Annotated in this window: 21 protein-coding genes; 19 read left to right on the forward strand and 2 right to left on the reverse strand. The window is 51.0% G+C overall.

Annotated elements, in window-relative coordinates; all coding sequences use genetic code 11:
- Positions 1–107: 107 nt before the first annotated feature.
- From ACVX3G_RS10145 to ACVX3G_RS10220, 16 genes are all read left to right on the forward strand, one after another.
- Complete coding sequence (locus ACVX3G_RS10145) at positions 108–476, forward strand: YidH family protein (RefSeq protein ID WP_014196123.1); 369 nt, start codon at positions 108–110, stop codon at positions 474–476.
- Positions 477–692: 216 nt separating this feature from the next.
- Positions 693–1,955, forward strand: coding sequence for a glycoside hydrolase family 18 protein (locus tag ACVX3G_RS10150; protein WP_023633459.1), 1,263 nt, complete (start codon positions 693–695; stop codon positions 1,953–1,955).
- Between the two features lie 457 nt (positions 1,956–2,412).
- The gene (locus tag ACVX3G_RS10155) at positions 2,413–2,802 is read left to right on the forward strand and encodes a DsrE/DsrF/DrsH-like family protein (protein WP_011231562.1); all 390 of its coding nucleotides are present in this window, start codon (positions 2,413–2,415) and stop codon (positions 2,800–2,802) included.
- 23 nt (positions 2,803–2,825) lie between these two features.
- On the forward strand, positions 2,826–3,071 hold the full coding sequence (locus ACVX3G_RS10160) for a glutaredoxin family protein (RefSeq protein WP_013145011.1): 246 nt from the start codon (positions 2,826–2,828) through the stop codon (positions 3,069–3,071).
- Between the two features lie 46 nt (positions 3,072–3,117).
- Entirely contained in the window at positions 3,118–4,245 is a 1,128-nt protein-coding gene (locus ACVX3G_RS10165; protein WP_014196120.1) for an MBL fold metallo-hydrolase, read from the forward strand.
- Positions 4,246–4,333: 88 nt separating this feature from the next.
- The gene (locus ACVX3G_RS10170; protein WP_014196119.1) at positions 4,334–4,903 is read left to right on the forward strand and encodes a class I SAM-dependent methyltransferase; all 570 of its coding nucleotides are present in this window, start codon (positions 4,334–4,336) and stop codon (positions 4,901–4,903) included.
- 89 nt (positions 4,904–4,992) lie between these two features.
- On the forward strand, positions 4,993–5,385 hold the full coding sequence (locus ACVX3G_RS10175; protein ID WP_014196118.1) for a hypothetical protein: 393 nt from the start codon (positions 4,993–4,995) through the stop codon (positions 5,383–5,385).
- Positions 5,352–5,612, forward strand: coding sequence for a metal-sensitive transcriptional regulator (locus tag ACVX3G_RS10180; RefSeq protein ID WP_011231557.1), 261 nt, complete (start codon positions 5,352–5,354; stop codon positions 5,610–5,612). Before ACVX3G_RS10175 ends, ACVX3G_RS10180 begins: the two co-directional genes overlap by 34 nt.
- 108 nt (positions 5,613–5,720) lie before the next feature.
- Positions 5,721–5,948 carry a sulfurtransferase TusA family protein gene (locus ACVX3G_RS10185; RefSeq protein WP_013145016.1) on the forward strand — a complete coding sequence of 76 codons (228 nt, stop codon included), beginning with the start codon at positions 5,721–5,723 and terminating at the stop codon, positions 5,946–5,948.
- 53 nt (positions 5,949–6,001) lie between these two features.
- Complete coding sequence (locus tag ACVX3G_RS10190; protein WP_013524024.1) at positions 6,002–6,484, forward strand: DsrE/DsrF/DrsH-like family protein; 483 nt, start codon at positions 6,002–6,004, stop codon at positions 6,482–6,484.
- A gap of 15 nt (positions 6,485–6,499) precedes the next feature.
- On the forward strand, positions 6,500–6,865 hold the full coding sequence (locus tag ACVX3G_RS10195) for a rhodanese-like domain-containing protein (RefSeq protein WP_014196117.1): 366 nt from the start codon (positions 6,500–6,502) through the stop codon (positions 6,863–6,865).
- A 12-nt stretch (positions 6,866–6,877) separates the two neighbouring features.
- On the forward strand, positions 6,878–7,174 hold the full coding sequence (locus ACVX3G_RS10200; protein ID WP_025039175.1) for a rhodanese-like domain-containing protein: 297 nt from the start codon (positions 6,878–6,880) through the stop codon (positions 7,172–7,174).
- Between the two features lie 23 nt (positions 7,175–7,197).
- Positions 7,198–7,767: a sulfurtransferase TusA family protein gene (locus ACVX3G_RS10205; RefSeq protein ID WP_013145020.1), complete on the forward strand. Its 570-nt coding sequence runs from the start codon at positions 7,198–7,200 to the stop codon at positions 7,765–7,767.
- A gap of 48 nt (positions 7,768–7,815) precedes the next feature.
- A complete protein-coding gene (locus tag ACVX3G_RS10210; protein WP_014196115.1) occupies positions 7,816–8,952 on the forward strand; it encodes an MBL fold metallo-hydrolase in 1,137 nt (378 codons plus the stop codon).
- Between the two features lie 72 nt (positions 8,953–9,024).
- A complete protein-coding gene (locus tag ACVX3G_RS10215; protein ID WP_011231550.1) occupies positions 9,025–9,807 on the forward strand; it encodes a sulfite exporter TauE/SafE family protein in 783 nt (260 codons plus the stop codon).
- A 149-nt stretch (positions 9,808–9,956) separates the two neighbouring features.
- A complete protein-coding gene (locus ACVX3G_RS10220) occupies positions 9,957–10,340 on the forward strand; it encodes a DUF302 domain-containing protein (protein WP_013145023.1) in 384 nt (127 codons plus the stop codon).
- Between the two features lie 174 nt (positions 10,341–10,514).
- Here ACVX3G_RS10220 and desB read toward each other — a convergent pair whose 3' ends face one another.
- Together desB and ACVX3G_RS10230 are read right to left on the reverse strand one after the other, a co-directional pair.
- Entirely contained in the window at positions 10,515–11,633 is a 1,119-nt protein-coding gene (gene desB / locus ACVX3G_RS10225; RefSeq protein ID WP_014196113.1) for a Delta(10) desaturase DesB, read from the reverse strand.
- A gap of 280 nt (positions 11,634–11,913) precedes the next feature.
- The gene (locus ACVX3G_RS10230) at positions 11,914–12,327 is read right to left on the reverse strand and encodes an EamA family transporter (protein ID WP_025039176.1); all 414 of its coding nucleotides are present in this window, start codon (positions 12,325–12,327) and stop codon (positions 11,914–11,916) included.
- Between the two features lie 132 nt (positions 12,328–12,459).
- On the opposite strand from ACVX3G_RS10230, the gene ACVX3G_RS10235 reads away from it, so the two are divergent.
- The 3 genes from ACVX3G_RS10235 (at position 12,460) to ACVX3G_RS10245 (ending at position 16,750) form a co-directional block, all read left to right on the forward strand.
- The gene (locus ACVX3G_RS10235; protein ID WP_014196111.1) at positions 12,460–14,025 is read left to right on the forward strand and encodes a plasmid pRiA4b ORF-3 family protein; all 1,566 of its coding nucleotides are present in this window, start codon (positions 12,460–12,462) and stop codon (positions 14,023–14,025) included.
- Between the two features lie 293 nt (positions 14,026–14,318).
- Positions 14,319–15,170: a Cof-type HAD-IIB family hydrolase gene (locus tag ACVX3G_RS10240; RefSeq protein ID WP_014196110.1), complete on the forward strand. Its 852-nt coding sequence runs from the start codon at positions 14,319–14,321 to the stop codon at positions 15,168–15,170.
- A gap of 185 nt (positions 15,171–15,355) precedes the next feature.
- The gene (locus tag ACVX3G_RS10245; RefSeq protein ID WP_025039177.1) at positions 15,356–16,750 is read left to right on the forward strand and encodes a hypothetical protein; all 1,395 of its coding nucleotides are present in this window, start codon (positions 15,356–15,358) and stop codon (positions 16,748–16,750) included.
- Positions 16,751–16,989 lie beyond the last annotated feature (239 nt).

The following is a 16,989-nucleotide window of genomic DNA, read 5'->3' on the forward strand; positions in this document are numbered from 1 at the left end:
GCATCAGTGGATGTGATCTAAAAAATAGTGGAACCGATGAGTGATGATTGGATCATCGATCATAAAAGAGACGATCCGGCAAGTTCGTGAAAAGGGGGAAAAGGTGGATGAAGGAAGAAAGACCAAAACCGACAGAGGACTCCAAATATATTCAGCAGCACTTAGCCAATGAACGGACGTTTCTCGCCTGGATTCGCACCTCGATTGCCATTATTGGAATTGCTTTTTTAATGATTAATTTGCATGAAAAATCAACGAGCAACGCATTGTCCACGGCCATTGTCCAATTGATCGGAGCATTAGCTGTGGTCATTTCCATCTGCACGATTGTGTTTTCCACCATTAGTTATGTCATGAAGACCAAACAAATTAATGAACAAACGTTCCGGCCGTCGCGCCCGCTTATTTGGTTTTTGGCGTCCTTGTTGCTGCTGATCACCGGATTGTTTGGATATTATTTTTTTACCTTGCTTTAACAGCGGCTTTTTGGCCGCTTTTTATCATCCTGAACCGAGAAGACACCCGCTTCCACGTGTGAGCATTGGTGTGCGTGGAGGACTTGCGCGTTAGGAACATGCAAAAGAATCGCAAGCTGGCCATGTCAAGACAAGGTGCGGTTGCGGTCGATAAGCATATATATATTTATCATGATGCCAGCGCCGAAGCTTTGTTGATTCAACGGGGGGATGGTCATGTTTATCCACATTGTTCAACCTGGAGATACGCTTTTTTCAATCAGCAGGCGATACGATTATCCGCTGGAAAGTCTGCGCCTTGTCAATGGCTTAGTTGAAACGAATATTGTTCCTGGTCAAGCATTGCTTGTTCCCAGCTATACGTATACAGTGCAGTCAGGGGACACACTAAGCGCCATCGCACGGAAAGCATTTGTGACGGTCGAACAGTTGCGGGCAGCCAATCCGGCGGTGGATCCGTACAGAATGCATCCGGGAATGAAAATTTATATTCCTGATATTTCCTGGTATCAAGCCATAACGTTAGCCTATTACACTCTCCGCGAACCGAACTTAGATCGGACGCTCGTGCGAGATTTTGCCCCCTATTCATCGTACATTGCCCTGTTCGAATATCGCTTTGCCCCTAATGGCGACATTGTCACTACGCGGGATGACGCCGCAGCGATTGAAACAGCATGGCAAAACCGCGTGACGCCCATTGCGGTAGTGACGAACCTAACATCGGAAGGATTTAGTACGAGACTGGCAAGCCAAGTGCTGAACAATCCGGAAGCAAGGGCGAATTTGGTCGAGAACATCTTTTATTTAGTGTCACGAAAAGGCTATGGTGGCGTCAATATTGACTTCGAGCAAGTTCGCGGCGAGGATCGTGATTTGTTTACTGGCTTTTTGCGTCAGTTGCGCGATCGGTTAAAACCGGCTGGATATGTTTTGACGATCGCCGTTCCAGCGAAAACGAGCGAGGAGATCCCTTGGCTAAGAGGCTACGATTACGGCGGCATTGGCGCTGTCGTCGACTATATGTTTATTATGGCGTACGATTGGCACCATTTAACAAGTGAACCTGGCCCAGTTGCACCAATTGGTGAGGTGAGATCGACGCTTCAGTTTGCCGTCGAGCGCGTGCCCCGAAAAAAAATCTTGCTCGGACTCCCGTTATATGGATACGATTGGATCATTCCGTACCGGCCTGGGACATTGGCGGATGCTCTCTCCAACCAAGAGGCGGTTTTAACCGCCATGCGTTACCAATCACCGATTCAATATTCGTTTCAATATGAATCGCCGTTTTTTCGATATACTGATGAACTTGGAAACATTCATGAGGTATGGTTTGAAGATGTCAGAAGCATGGGACAGAAAATGAAATTGGCCCGCCAATTTCAGATTGCAGGCGTTGGGGCATGGGAGTTGAAGTTAAGATTTGCGCCAGGGCCATGGTTGTTGAGGAAATTTTTCACTGTAAGAAAGGTATAATGTTAAAGATGGGAAATGGTTTTGACAGTCATGAGAAGGTTGGGCGAAAGCCGCTTTTTTGCTAATAACTCGGAGCAGAAGGTAGGCGGATGTTTCCTTATAATGCACAGAAGTAAAATATTTACAGGTAGGTCCTCGGTATGGATCTCTGATAAAGGGGGATGAACTTATGTTTGATGTTGCATTTAAGGGTCACCAAGTGAATCACTGTCAAACCCGAGGCAAAAATATGGAAAACAATTTTGCACGCTTTGAAAGCAGCCTTTGTTTTGCTGCTTTTTTATTTTTTTAGAATTGGATGCGTATTTTCCTGTTGACAAAAGACAAACAATTCGATAATATTATATCTGTAACATACATATACACGTATATGTATATAACAAAAACGTGTATATGTGTATAAATTTGAGGCAGACAATAAAACATAATTAACGAAAAACATAAGGAGGTTGTTTGCATGAAAGTGGCAATCATTGCAGCAAACGGCGGGTTGTTTGATGCGTACAAGGTGTTCAACATCGCGACAGCTGCTGCGGCGGCAGACGCGGAGGTCGGGGTGTTTTTCACATTTGAAGGGTTGAATCTCATCCATAAAGAAGCGCACAAACAATTGCCGATTCCTGAAGGGAAAGAACATTTTCAACAAGGGTTCCAAAAAGCGAACGTTCCATCGATTGCCGAATTGCTTCAAATGGCGCAAGAGATGGGTGTGAAGCTGATCGCTTGCCAAATGACGATGGATGTCATGGGGCTTGACAAAGACCAATTCGTCGATGGCATTGAGGTGGCGGGGGCGGCGACGTTCCTGCAGTTTGCGAAAGACGCCGATATTACATTGGCCTTTTAATAAGGGAGAGGAGGAAGGAGAATATGGCACAAGTCACTGTCTATACAACAACGACATGCCCGTATTGTGTCATGGCGAAAAACTTTTTGCGCGCTCAAGGGATTCCGTTTAAGGAAGTGAATGTCGAGCTCGATCCGGAAGCGGCGCGGAGGCTGGTGGAAACGACCGGGCAAATGGGCGTGCCGCAAATCGAGATTAACGGCCGCTGGGTGCTCGGGTATGATCCGGATGCCATTATGGCATTGTGGAATCAGGCGAATCATCGTTGAGAATAACGGACCATTGACGAAACTATGAGATCAGGAGGGGATATCGTTGGCAAAAACGATTTCGGTCAAAGAGATCGCCAATAAGATCATTCGCGGTGAGGAGCTGTTCATTGTGGACGCTCGCAACCCCGAAGATTTTGCTGACTGGCGGATTGAAGGGAGACATGTCGAGGTCGTCAATATTCCGTATTTTGAAGTGTTGGATGGCATTGAACCATATTTGGACCGTTTGCCAAAAGATAAAAGCAAAACGATTTATGCCGTTTGCGCGAAGGGCGGCTCGTCGGAGTTTGTGGCAGAACAGTTGGAAGCGGCGGGCTATACGGACGTTTATTCAATCGAAGGTGGCATGAAGGCATGGAGCGAACATTTGGAACCAGTGAAAATCGGCGAGCTGAAAAGCGGAGGAACGATTTACCAATTCGTCCGCCTCGGCAAAGGGTGTCTCTCGTATCTCGTCGAATCGAACGGCGAGGGGGCGTTGATCGATACGAACCGCATGACTGACGCATACGTCCGTTTTGCCAACGAACACGGCATTACAATCAAGCATGTGCTCGATACGCACTTGCATGCCGACCATATTTCTGGCGGGCGCAAGTTGGCGGAAGAACTGGGTGCAACGTATTACTTGCCGCCGAAAGACGCGGAAGAGGTGACGTTTACCTACACACCGATTCAAGATGGCGACCGCATCCGCGTCGGCCATGTCGTGATTGAAGCGTTGTATTCGCCGGGGCATACGATCGGCAGTACATCGTTTATTGTGGACGATCAATATTTGTTAACCGGTGATATTTTATTCATCGACTCGATCGGGCGCCCGGATCTTGCTGGGAAAGCGCAAGACTGGGTCGATGATCTGCGGGAGACGCTTTACCGACGTTACAAACAGCTTGCAGATGATTTGATTGTATTGCCGGCGCACTATATGGGGCCGAATGAAATGAATAAGGATGGCAGCGTGGCGGAACGGTTGGGGGTTCTTTATGAAAAGAATCATGGTTTAAATATTTCTAGCGATGAAGAATTCCGCCGAACGGTCACGGAGAACTTGCCGCCGCAGCCGAATGCTTACAAGGAAATTCGGCAGACCAACATGGGGAAATTGCATCCGACGGAAGAGGAACAACGGGAGATGGAAATCGGTCCAAACCGTTGCGCCGTTCGGTAGGGAAAAGGAGCCGGCGTTTTCCAATGCCGGCTTTTTTCCTCTCTTTACGAGTATAATGAAATTGAAGTGAGGAATAGGAGGGAAAAGGATGACAGGGCATCGTTTTCATTACGAACATGCTGAACGATTATTGGATCCGAAGCGCAAGGAATGGATCGACCCGCAACAGGCGATTTCGATGTTGTCTGTGAAACCGAATGACACGATCGTGGATCTTGGCTCGGGGAATGGCTATTTTACGATTCCTCTCGCGCAGGCGACAAACGGAAAAGTGTACGCGGTCGATGTGCAGCCGGAAATGATTGAATTGTTAAAACAGCGAGCCGAGAAACTAGCGATCACCAACATCGAATATCGGGTGGCGGATGTCGCCTCGACCGCCTTGCCTTCCCATTCGGTGGACAAAGGAATCATGGCGTTCGTCTTTCATGAAGTGGAACGAAAAGAAGCCGCCATTGACGAAATTCGCCGCGTGATGAAGCCAAAAGGGCAGTTTCTGTTGATCGAATGGGAAGCGATTGAAAGCGAAATGGGGCCGCCGCTCCATGAGCGGATTCCGTCGGATGAACTGTTTTCCTATGTGAAACAAAAGGCGGGCAACGTGGAACTTGTCCGTTTTCACCCGGCTGTCTATGGTCTTTTGATTCGCTGGGAATAACCAATTGTTGAGGAAAATATTTCTTATTGTCATTATACCGTATAGAGTATATAATGATCGTGCATAGGGTGAATAGAGGGGGTGAACCGTTGATCGTCATCAGTTTGTTATTCTTTCTCATTCTTTTGGGCGCAGCGTTGTATCGACGCTACTATCCTGTAAAACATATCCCATGCCTTCCGGTAGAAGAGGTACCGGACGGCTTGCTTCTTCTTGACTTGCGCGATTATAATGAAAGCAACGGCTCCATATTTGGCCAAGCGTTGCATATTCCGGTGGCGTATTTGAAACGGCATGTTCGGCATATCCCGCGAAAGCCGCTTCATATCATTGCCCAGGATGCCATCGAAAAAAACGTCGGCATCCGGCTGTTGCGCTGTTATGGCTATGAGGTGAAAAGCTATTCGGTCACGGCTTGTGATTGTCAAGAAAGGGGGCGAACGAGCCGATGGAATATAACAAAGAGATCAAAAACCGCTTAAAACGGATTGAAGGACAAATTAAAGGCGTCCTTGGCATGATGGAACAAGGGAAAGACTGCAAGAGCGTCGTTTCCCAGCTTTCAGCGGCGCGCAATGCCATTGACCGCGCCATTGCGGTGATCGTCAGCACCAATTTGGAACATTGCCTGCGGGAAAACATGGAAAAAGGAGAAAACACAGATCACCTTGTCAAAGAAGCCATCGAACTATTGGTCAAAAGTCGTTAACACGTTGCTCAACAAAAACAAAAAGGTGTTGACAACGTTCTTTTTCTTGTAGTAACATACCCATAGGGGTAATGGTAATAAAAATCTATTGTGAAGGAGGTCATCATCATGAACGTAGCGAAAGTATTGGATGCGAAAGGATTGGCTTGCCCGATGCCGGTGGTGAGAGCCAAAAAAGCGATGGACGAATTGCAATCGGGAGAAGTGCTGGAAGTGCAAACGACCGATAAAGGGGCGAAAAACGATTTGCCGGCATGGGCGAAAACAAGCGGCCATACGGTCATTGAGATGAAAGAGGAAAACGGTGTGTTGACGTTCTGGATTCAAAAAGGATAATTTTTTAGATTTTAATATACCCATATATGTATATTTAGAGAGGAGGCAGCCAGATGACACAGCCGAAGAAAAAGACGACGATCATTTTGTTCAGCGGCGACTACGATAAGGCGATGGCGGCTTACATCATCGCCAACGGCGCCGCTGCCTACGACCATGACGTGACGATCTTTCATACGTTCTGGGGGCTGAACGCCTTGCGGAAAGAGGCGCCGGTTCCCGTGCAAAAAGGGTTTCTTGAAAAGATGTTCGCGAAGATGATGCCGCGCGGCGCGGACCGCATGGGGCTGTCGCGCATGAATTTTGCCGGCATCGGCCCGAAGTTGATCAAAAAGGTCATCAAAAAACATAACGCCATGCCGCTTCCGCAGTTGATCGAGATGGCGAAAGAACAAGGCGTGAAACTCGTCGCTTGCCAAATGACGGTCGATTTGCTTGGGCTGAAGCCGGAAGAATTGATCGACGGCATTGAGTTTGCTGGCGTCGCCGCGTATTTGGCTGATGCGTCGGAAGGAAATGTGAACTTATTTATTTAAAAATGAGGGAAGGGTATGTCACAAACCATCATCAACATCGTATTGTTCGTTTTGCTTGCTTGGTTTCTTGCCAGCCGCTTCATCCCGCCGAAAGGGGTGCGGATGATCACAACAGCGGAATTGAAACGCCGGTTGAAAGAACCTGGCGTGCAATATATTGACGTGCGCACTCCGATGGAGTTTCGCTCTTTCCACTTGCCGGGCTTTCGCAACATCCCGCTGCACGAATTGACAGCACGCGTTCACGAACTATCCAAAGAAAAAGAAGTGGTGGTCATTTGCCAAAGCGGAATGAGAAGCCAAAAAGCAAGCAAGTTGTTAAAGAAAATGGGATTTCAGCACGTAACGAACGTCAAAGGCGGTTTAAGCGCCTGGCAATAGAGGAGGATGATGATGAAAACGATCACGCCAAAAGAGGTAGAAGAGCGGCTTCGCGCGGGAGAATCGCTTCATATCATCGATGTGCGCGAGCCGGAGGAAGTCGCTGCGGGCAAAATTCCAGGAGCGGTCAATATTCCGCTCGGTTTGATCGAGTTTCGCATGCATGAATTGGACAAAAATGAGGAATACATTCTCGTCTGCCGTTCCGGCGGCCGCAGCGGCCGTGCCGCGGAGTTTCTTGACAGCCGCGGTTACCGCGTCGTCAACATGACAGGCGGCATGCTCGCCTGGGAAGGACCGATCGAATAAACCATCAAGGAGGGAATCTGCCAATGATTAAAGTCGATATGACGGTAGACGCGAAAGGATTGTCCTGCCCGATGCCGATCGTCCGCACGAAAAAAGCCATCAATGAGCTGCAGCCAGGCCAAGTGCTGGAAGTGCAGGCGACGGATAAGGGATCCAAAGCCGATATCAAAGCATGGGCGGAAAGCACAGGGCATCAATATTTAGGAACGATTGAAGAAAATGGGGTTTTGAAACATTATATCCGCAAGTCAGCGGAAAATGAAACACGCAAAGAAACGACATTCCCTCATGTCGTATCGAATGAAGAATTGCAAGAAAAACTTCACGATCCTGATTCGTTTGTCTTGGATGTCCGCGAACCGGCGGAGTATGCGTTTGGCCATATTCCGGGCGCCGTTTCGATTCCGCTTGGGGAGCTCGAGAATCGGATGGCTGAGCTTCCGAAAGACAAAACGATTTACGTCGTGTGCCGCACAGGGACGCGGAGCGATTTGGCCGCGCAAAAGCTGGCCGAAAAAGGATTTGACCGTGTGCGCAACGTCATTCCAGGCATGTCGCAATGGAACGGGCCGCTTGATTCCGCTCAATCGTAATGAGCGGCCTTTTTCAACAATCAAATATACATTAGGGGGTATGGTAATATGGTGAAAGAAATGACCGTGCAACAAATGACGGAAAAGGTGTTAAACAAAGAATCGTTGTTCATCTTGGACGTCCGCAACGAAAGCGATTTTCGCGATTGGAAAATCGAAGGGGAAAACTTCGCGTATTTGAACGTGCCGTATTTTGAATTGATTGATGGAGTTGACTCGATTGTCGACCGTCTTCCGAAAGACCAAGACATCGTCGTTGTGTGCGCGAAGGGCGGATCGGCGGCGTTTGTCGCCGAACAGCTGACGGAAGCCGGGGTTGACAACGTTTATACGCTCGCTGGCGGGATGCAGGCGTGGAGTGAGCATCTCCATCAAGCCAAAGTATACGAAGATGATCAGTTGAAAATTTACCAATTCATCCGCGTCGGCAAAGGATGCCTGTCGTATATGGTCATCTCCGGAAGCGAAGCGCTTGTCGTCGATCCGTTGCGGTTTATCGATGTGTACGAACAAGCCGCCCAACAAGAAGGGGTAAAGATCACGCATATCGTGGACTCGCACTTGCATGCCGACCATCTTTCCGGCGGCAAGGCGCTGGCCGAGCGGACCGGAGCAACGTACTACTTGATGAAAAGCGAGGGAGCGGTGTTTGATTTCGAGCCGCTCGAGCAACATGAAACGATCGACTTCGAAAACGTTCATCTTGAAGTGCTGGCGGTGAAAACACCGGGGCATACGCCAGGCAGCGTCTCGTTCTTTGTCAACGGCAAATGGCTGTTCTCAGGTGACACGATTTTTGTCGGCGGTCTCGGGCGGCCGGACCTCGGCGGCAAGGTGGCGGAATGGGCGGAAGATTTGTATCACACCGTATATGAAAAAGTGGCGGCTATGGCGGATGATGTGATCGTCTTGCCGGCTCACTACGCGAACTTAGACGAAGAAATCAACGCGGAGGGGTATGTCGGCGATACGTTAGGCCGCATCCGCGCCCGCAATGAGATGATGCAAAACAAACCAAAAGACGAATTTATCGATCTTGTCATCCAAAGCGCCAATACCGAAACCCCGCCGAACTTTGAAGACATTGTCGCCATCAACCGCGGGCTCAAAACCGTTGATATCGAAACGCAACGGGAGCTTGAGATCGGCCCGAACCGCTGCGCGCTGCATCATACCCATGCCTAAAGAAGCGGCACAGATTGGCAGGGGACGGGGGCGTGCCTCGTCCCTTTTGAAAACAAAAGGGAGGGATGGTCGATGGATGTTTCGCTCGCGTTTCTCATTGTCATCTTTTTAATCGGCTTTGTCGGTTCATTTATTTCTGGGATGGTGGGGATCGGCGGGTCGATTATTAAATATCCGATGCTTCTGTATCTTCCGCCGTTGTTTGGGCTGGCGGCGTTCAGCGCTCATGAAGTGTCGGGAATCAGCGCGGTGCAAGTGTTTTTCGCCACGATCGGCGGCGTGTGGGCGTATCGAAAAAGCGGCTATTTGAACAGATCGCTCATTCTCTATATGGGCGTGAGCATTCTTGTTGGCAGTTTTGTCGGCGGCTATGGCTCGAAGCTGATGAGCGAGGGAACGATTAACGTCGTTTACGGCATCTTGGCGGCATTGGCGGCCATCATGATGTTTGTGCCGAAAAAAGGGATCGATGACATTCCGCTTGACCAAGTGACGTTCAACAAAGGGGTGGCGGCCGCCTTGGCGTTTCTGATCGGCGTCGGGTCCGGCATCGTCGGGGCGGCGGGGGCGTTTTTGCTTGTGCCGGTCATGCTCGTTGTCCTGAAAATCCCGACGCGAATGACGATCGCTACGTCTTTGGCCATTACGTTCATTTCCTCCATTGGCTCTACGTTCGGGAAAATCGCCACCGGCCAAGTCGATTACATCCCGGCGCTCATCATGGTCGTCGCGAGCTTGCTTGCCTCTCCGCTAGGGGCGAAAGCGGGGCAAAAAATGAACACGAAAGTGCTGCAAGTCATCCTTGCCGTGTTGATTTTGGCGACGGCGGTGAAAATTTGGGTGGATATTTTATGATCGAAGCGCTTGAAAGGCGACGGGTCACGGGAAAAGACATGTGAATGCTGGAACTGATCATGTGTCGCCGTCCGTTTTCTGCGTGATGGTGAGCGATCGATTTGAGCATGCTAAACAACGGGAAAACATAACGAAGGGAAGAATGAGCGATGTTCCATTACACGGTTGACGTGTCAACGGGCATGAACGAAACGATCGAGCGTTTGGAAGAAAGCTTGAAACAAGAAGGATTTGGCGTGCTCTGGCAGTTTAGCGTAACCGAGAAGCTGCAAGAAAAGGGGCTTGATTTTTCCACGCCGATGGTCATTTTAGAAGTGTGCAACCCGCAAGAAGCGGCTCGGGTGCTAAACGAAAACCTCTTGGTTGGCTACTTTTTGCCGTGCAAACTCGTCGTCTACCAAGAAAACGGCACAACGAAAATCGGCATGCCGAAACCGACGATGCTCGTTGGCATGATGAACGATCCTGCTTTGAAGGAAATCGCGGCCGACATTGAGAAGCGGCTGGCCGCTTGCCTCGATCGCTGCCGCTGATGGGCAATGAAAAAAGGTGTCCCAAAGTGATGGGGCACCTTTTGGTTGTGCGCACATACACGGAAACGCAGGTTTGCAGAAAGAAAAGCGCTCTTTTCCCTTCTCCGCCGCTTCTTGATCGATGATCCAAAAGGAGAATCACAAGGTGACTGATTGTTGCAAAGCCAATCCTTTCTACAAATTCCCTTGCCCCGCCGCTTTTTTGGTTTTTGCCCGTTTTTTGGCTGAGCGCGGCTGTTTTTCTGTTTCCAGCTCGCGATGCACAATCCGGTCGGGATCCAACCCATTGCCAAGCGTGCCGTAAACATGGCCTTGCTTTGGCTCGATGAGCTCATTGTGCTCGTAGTAGACGCGCGGCGTTTTCCAAAGGGCGGCCAACGCTTTTCCCATCGGCATTTCGTGGTAGCGGTCGGGCCACATTTGTTTGATGTATGTTTTCACGAGCGGATAGTACTTCGAACTCATCGCTGGAAAGAGATGATGTTCGGTATGGTGCGAAAAGTGGAAGTGAAGGATATCCACCCACTTTGGCACCGTGACGGACAAGCTGTTGGCCAACGGATCGTTGACCGGCACTAACGGATTGAGACGGTGGTTTGTTGAGATATAGCTCATGACGATCGTGTTGGCGACGAGCAGCGGAAGCAAAAAGGCGAAAAACCATTTTTCCCAGCCGACAAGCCATAACAGCCCGAGCCATGTCGCCCAAGGCAAGAAAAATTGAAACAGGACAACCGCGCGGTTCTTCCGGCGGAAGTCTTTGAAAAAGTAAAACAGCATCCGGATCGAGTGAACGGTAAACATCACGGACAAGGAGCTAAAAGCGAAAGAAGCGCGAATCGGAAACGGGATGCGGTATACCCAAGAGAGCAGGCGGCTTTTCGCTAATTTCTCCATGCTTGGCCACGCGTCCGGGTCTTTTTCTTCATGCTGGGTATGCACATGGTGGCTGGCGTTATGCCATTTTCTCCACAACTTCGGGCCGGTGCAAAGCGGCCAAAAGGCGATTGCGCCGAGAAGATCGCGCAGCCAAGGTGTACGGACGACGGTGCCGTGCAAAATTTCATGTCCTAAAAATCCTAACGCAGCAAAACTGAAACCAAGCACAACCGAGATGAGGAGGTTCCATACAGGATGGAGGTGGAAAAGGGACACAGCGAGGATGCCGGCGATGACGAGCCCTACATAAGCCAGACCTCCAAACAAGCGGGACTTCACGGGTTGAAACGCTTTTTTCGGCAAATGCGGGGCCATTTTCGCCGCGTACCAGCCGAACGGGTGAAAATCATTCATTCAGTGATCTCCTTTCAAACTACTCTCCGTTTGACAAGCAGCGGCGAGGCCATTCACACACTCTTGGTCGCAACGAAGACCTTATTTCATAAAGTGATTCCAAAAGCTGTCCTCTATGCCGAAATGATGTGGAGGGGCGAGAAAAGCTCTTGGTCACTATAAGAATTATTGTAACATCTTTTGGATCGTCCTGTCTATAGGCTTGATGGAAAAATACCAAATTTGGGCATGATGGCAATGCTTCCAGAAGAACAGGCTAGACGCTTGAGCAGGCGGCTGGCTAAAACATCATGATCAATGTCCCGATGGTAATGAGCAGCACCCCGATCACCACTTTCGCGGACAGCGGTTCGCCGAGAAACATCGCCGCAAACAAGATCGTCAGCACCAAGCTCGACTTGTCAATGGCGGTGACGCGCGAGACATCGCCGAGCTGGATCGCCCGGTAAAAGCAAAGCCACGACAATCCGGTTGCTGCTCCCGAAAGGCAGAGAAACACCCAGCTTTTCGTTGAGAGGGTTTTGACGCCTTGATGGGCTCCTGTCATCCAGACGATCAGCCATGCGAGCGCGAGCACGACAATGGTGCGAATGGCGGTCGCTAGATGGGAGTTCACGTTCTCAATGCCGATTTTCGCCAGCACCGATGTCAGCGCCGCAAACACCGCCGCCAGCAAAGCATACACGATCCACATGCACACCCCTTCGCTTTCATTGAGAATTTTTTCATCTATTATACTACGAAAAGAGGGAAGATTTCATCATGTTTCCGTTGATCTGTTATAATAGAGGACAAGACAAGCCAATGAGAAAGGAAGAAGAAGAGAATGATTTATCAACTCAAAGTGCAATTGAAGCATACGCGCCCTCCCATTTGGCGTCGGTTGCTTGTGCCGGGGGAGATGACGTTCGCCGAGCTGCATCGCGTGTTGCAAGCCGCATTCGGCTGGATGGACCAACATTTGCATACGTTTTACATGACAAAGGTCGGCGGAACGGCGCGGCTGGGCATTGAAATCGGCAACGAAGCGGCTGGATGGGACGGCGCCGATTACGATGAGCGGGAGGAAAGGATTGGGCAATGGTTTGTCGAAGAAGGCGACCGCGCCCAATACGTGTATGATTTTGGAGATATGTGGGAGCATGACATCGTTTTGGAAAAGATCGTCGATCCAGTTCCCGACGCGTTGTATCCGTGCTGTATCAAGGCCGTGCGAGTGGGTTTGAAAGAGGACAGCTGGGGAGAAGTGCAAGCCATAGAGGAAGAGATGAGCACAGCGGAGCTGACGGCGAACGTGAATGTGGCGCTCGCCCCGTTTCAACGAAAAGTGGTGAAGGAAGAAGGTGAGGCGAAAAAAACGAAACGAGCCGCAAGCAAAGGCAGAGTCGAAGAAGTGGAACAGGATGTATGGAAAACGCTGTTCGATCAAGCGCTCGCCTACAGGGACTTGGCCCCGTGGACATGGATGGACGATGATCAAATTTTTGCCGTGGTGACTCCTGATGGGGAATCGTTGTATTGTACGGTGATCGGGGCGCTTGGCCAGGAGTACGGCCTTGTCATTTACATCGGTGAGGAAGGGTATGCATGCTTGCAAGATATTTTATCTGGAACGTTGCATCCAAAAGACGCTGTGTTTAAAGAGCGCGCATTGCTCGTGTCGTTCGCGCCCCGAAACGACTTGGAAAGAGACGATAAAGCGATGTTGCGGAAGTATCACATTCCTGTGAGTGGAAAACAGCTGTTGCCGATGTTCCGCAGTTTTGCCCCTGGATATTATCCATGGTTTCTTTCGGAACAGGAAGCGGCATGGGCGGCTATGGCATTGGAACAAGCGGTCGTTGTCGCCGAGCGGCTGCGCGATGGCGAGCTGTCCCTAGCTTTGTCCGCTCGCGGCAACCGATTGTTTGCCCGGATTGCCGAACGGAGAGAAGACGGGCTTCATTGGCGCGACGGCTGGGTGTCGCGCCCGAAGGCGAAGAAAAAGGAAACACCGGTGCTTGAAATCGGAACGGACGAGTTGGAAAAGGTCAAGGCGCTCGATCGCGCCCCGCTGTTTGCGGAGTTTTCGATCGCTTATGTGAACAAGCCGATTCAGGAGCGACGCTGGGAGCGCCCGTATTTTCCGCTGCTGGCGCTGGCTGCCGATGCAGCGAGCGGAGTCATTTTGCATCACCAAGTGTTTCGCGGCCAGCTGGAGGCGAAGACGCTGCAACAAAGTTTTCTTGAATTTGCTCGCGCGCTCGGGCGTGTACCGAGCCATGTGCGCGTCACGAAGGAACACGGTCCGCTGCTGGCCCCGCTTTTGCGCGAGTTGGGTGTGAATATGAGCACAGGTCCAACCCCTCGTTCCGATGAAGTGAGGGAATTGTTTGAACAGTTTGCGATCTAAAGGTCTAGTGATTTAGTAGAAAACACTGTTAGTTCCGGTTGTTTCTTAATTAGAAAACCTTGCGAAATCAGTCTTCTTTTTTGGTGAAATGCCGCTGATTTGCGCGTGGCAACTGTTTTTCACCGGAATTCTAAGAAGAAGCCGATCGTGATGCCGAACAGGAGATGATGGGGGCAGGCGCTGGGGTACGGAGTGAAAAGCGCAGGAATTTCCGGCTTTCCACTAGCCCGCTGCTTCTGCCAGGATTCCGTTTTTCTAAGAGCGCTTTGCACGACGCAGAAAGAGGGATGAACATGTTGATTGCACTCGATATGGACGGAACGCTATTAAACGGGGAAGGAAAAATCAGTGAACGAAACCGGGCGGCCATCACCGCGGCGCAGGCGCAAGGCCACATCGTCGCTGTCGTGACAGGGAGAGCGCGCAAAGACGCGCTCGCCCCGCTTCGCGAGGCGGGCATTATCTGCCCGATCGCAAGCTTAAACGGCGCGGTCGTTTCGCTCGAAGACGGCACGGTCATCAGCGAGGCGCCGCTCGAGCGGGAAATCGTTCGTCCGGCGCTTGAGTGGGTGCGCGAACAGTCCGATTTGTATTGCGAGACGTACACGGGCGATGCGGTCTATGTCGGCCTGCACAACCGCGCCCAATGGGAGGCGCTCGCTTCCGGGATGGCCGATGCGGCGCCAGAGGTGAAGTGGCTCGTGAACAAGCAGTTCCAGCAGGCGCGGGTGATGTATGTCGATGACATCCGCACGGTGTGGGACGACCCGCAGACGGTGATGTATAAGCTGCTGATTTTCGCCCTCGACCGCGAGCGGCTGCGTGATGCAGCGTCGCGATTCGCCGCGCTCCGTAGCGTCACGGTCACCTCGTCGCACCCGCACAATATTGAGATGAACAACGAACGGGCGACAAAAGGCGAGGCGCTCAAACAGCTCGCCGCCCATTACGGCATCGATGTGCGCGACACGGTCGCCTTTGGCGACAGCCATAACGATTTGTCGATGTTTAAGGTCGCAGGCTATCGCGTGGCGATGGACAATGCCGAGCCGGAGCTGAAAGCCATCTGCGACATGGTGACGTCCTCCCACGAAGAAGATGGGGTGGCGGCGGGGCTTGAGCGGCTGCTTGCGAAACGGGTGTAGCGGCACCCGTTTTTTTCGATTGGACGTTCACCACATCGCTTTGGATGTAGAGAGGCTCAGGTTTCCGGTGCTTGCCCCGTCTGCTGAAACGTGAATATGTGCTGTCGGAGAGGGGAATCGTTTTCGCCGCTTATGGACAACAGTCGCATCATCATCTCAACGTATGGCAACGAAAGGGGAGAACAATGACGCACGATCGCATTCAAGACTGGATTGGAATGTGGCGGGTGCCGGTGTATACAGCGGCGGTGGCGCTGTATATGGTGGCCCAGTTTGTCGAGACGGCCCCCGTTCACTATGCTATGGGAGCTGCAGCGCTGTCAGCGTTTATTGTGTCCGCGTTTTTCGCCCGCGGGGTGTACCAGGTGTCGGGAGCTCTGTTTTTTGCATTTGGTGTTGGATTGTTTTTGTTCTATGGCGATGCATGGCCGACGTTTGTCTTGCATTTTGAACGGGTGTTGGGGCTGTTGGCGCTGTTTTTTGTGCTTCCGTTCATGAATACGCTTATTCGCGTCGGGCGGTATGATCAGAGTTTGAGCGAATGGCTGAAGCGGAACGTCGGGGGCGTTTCGTCGCTGTACCGCCGCAGTTTCAGCGTTTGTCATTTGCTTGGGTTGTTTTTGAACATTGCCACGATTCCGCTTCTTGTCAAATCGTTGCGCACCGCGCTGCGAAATGTAGGAGGACGGAAGGCCGAGTCGTTTTATGTTCGGAATTTGCTGCGGGCGTATGCGCTTTGTTTGACGTGGAGCCCGATGGAAGTGATGATCAGCACGACGATTGATTTCACCGGTGTGCACTATTATGAAGTGGCGCTGTTTTTGCTGCTTCTGGCTTTTACGATGGCGATGATCGACTGGGGAACGGCCGCTGTTTCGTACCGATCCATCCCATTGGACAACGGCGAGGAAGCGGGGCGGGAATCAGCGGTTTCGATCGGGAAAAAGGCCGCCCAGCTGCTAGTGGTGCTCGTCGTGTTTACGGTGCTCGTGTCGCTCGTTCAGCGTTGGCTTGGCAAAGGATTTTTGTTTTCGATCGTCTTATTGCTTGTCCCGTTTTGTTTCGGATGGGCGCTGCTTGTGCGCCGGGTGAAGCGGTATGCGGTGATGGCGCTCTGCCATTGGAAAGAGCGGACAGAGGGATTGGGAAACTACTTTTTCATGTTTTTAGGAGCCGGGTTGTTTGTCGAGATGCTGGCCCGGTCTCCGCTGCTCGCTGGGCTTGGAGGCTGGTTTCGCGTCGGGGCGGAACATTCCGTCTGGCTGTATGGAATGATTGCCGTTTATTTTTTCGCGACGTCGTTTGTTGGGTTTCATCCGTTGGTCAGCTTGACGCTGCTCATGCCGCTGCTTGAGCCGGTGCGGCTGCTTGTTCCGGCGGTGCCGTTGTCGATTGTGCTCGTTTGTTGCAGTTTGGCGACGGTCATGTACAGCCCGTACAATATTTCTGTTTCTTTGCTGGCGGAGGAGCTGGGGGACAATCCGTATCGGATCGGCAGGAGGAATGTTCCGTTTGCGCTCGGTTATATGGCCGTAGGAATCGGCATTGCGCTGTTGGCGGAGCGGCTGTTTTTCGGCTGATATCTATGGCGTTGTGGGGTCGTTTCCTTCTTTTTTTTCAAAGAAAGAAGATTTTTAGGTTGACAGCGTTTTCAGCGGAACGATATAATGAGATCGAATCGATTGAATTGTTTGTCATTTCTTTTTTTAGATCGATCTAATAAATAGGCGTGCCTAGTTGGTGCGCTCGGGATCGTCTGCTTAAAAATGGAAACAAAGAAGATTTGTTCTGGAGGTTTTTAGATCGATCTAATCTTCAT

This window comes from Geobacillus sp. PLS 41 (assembly GCF_056494105.1).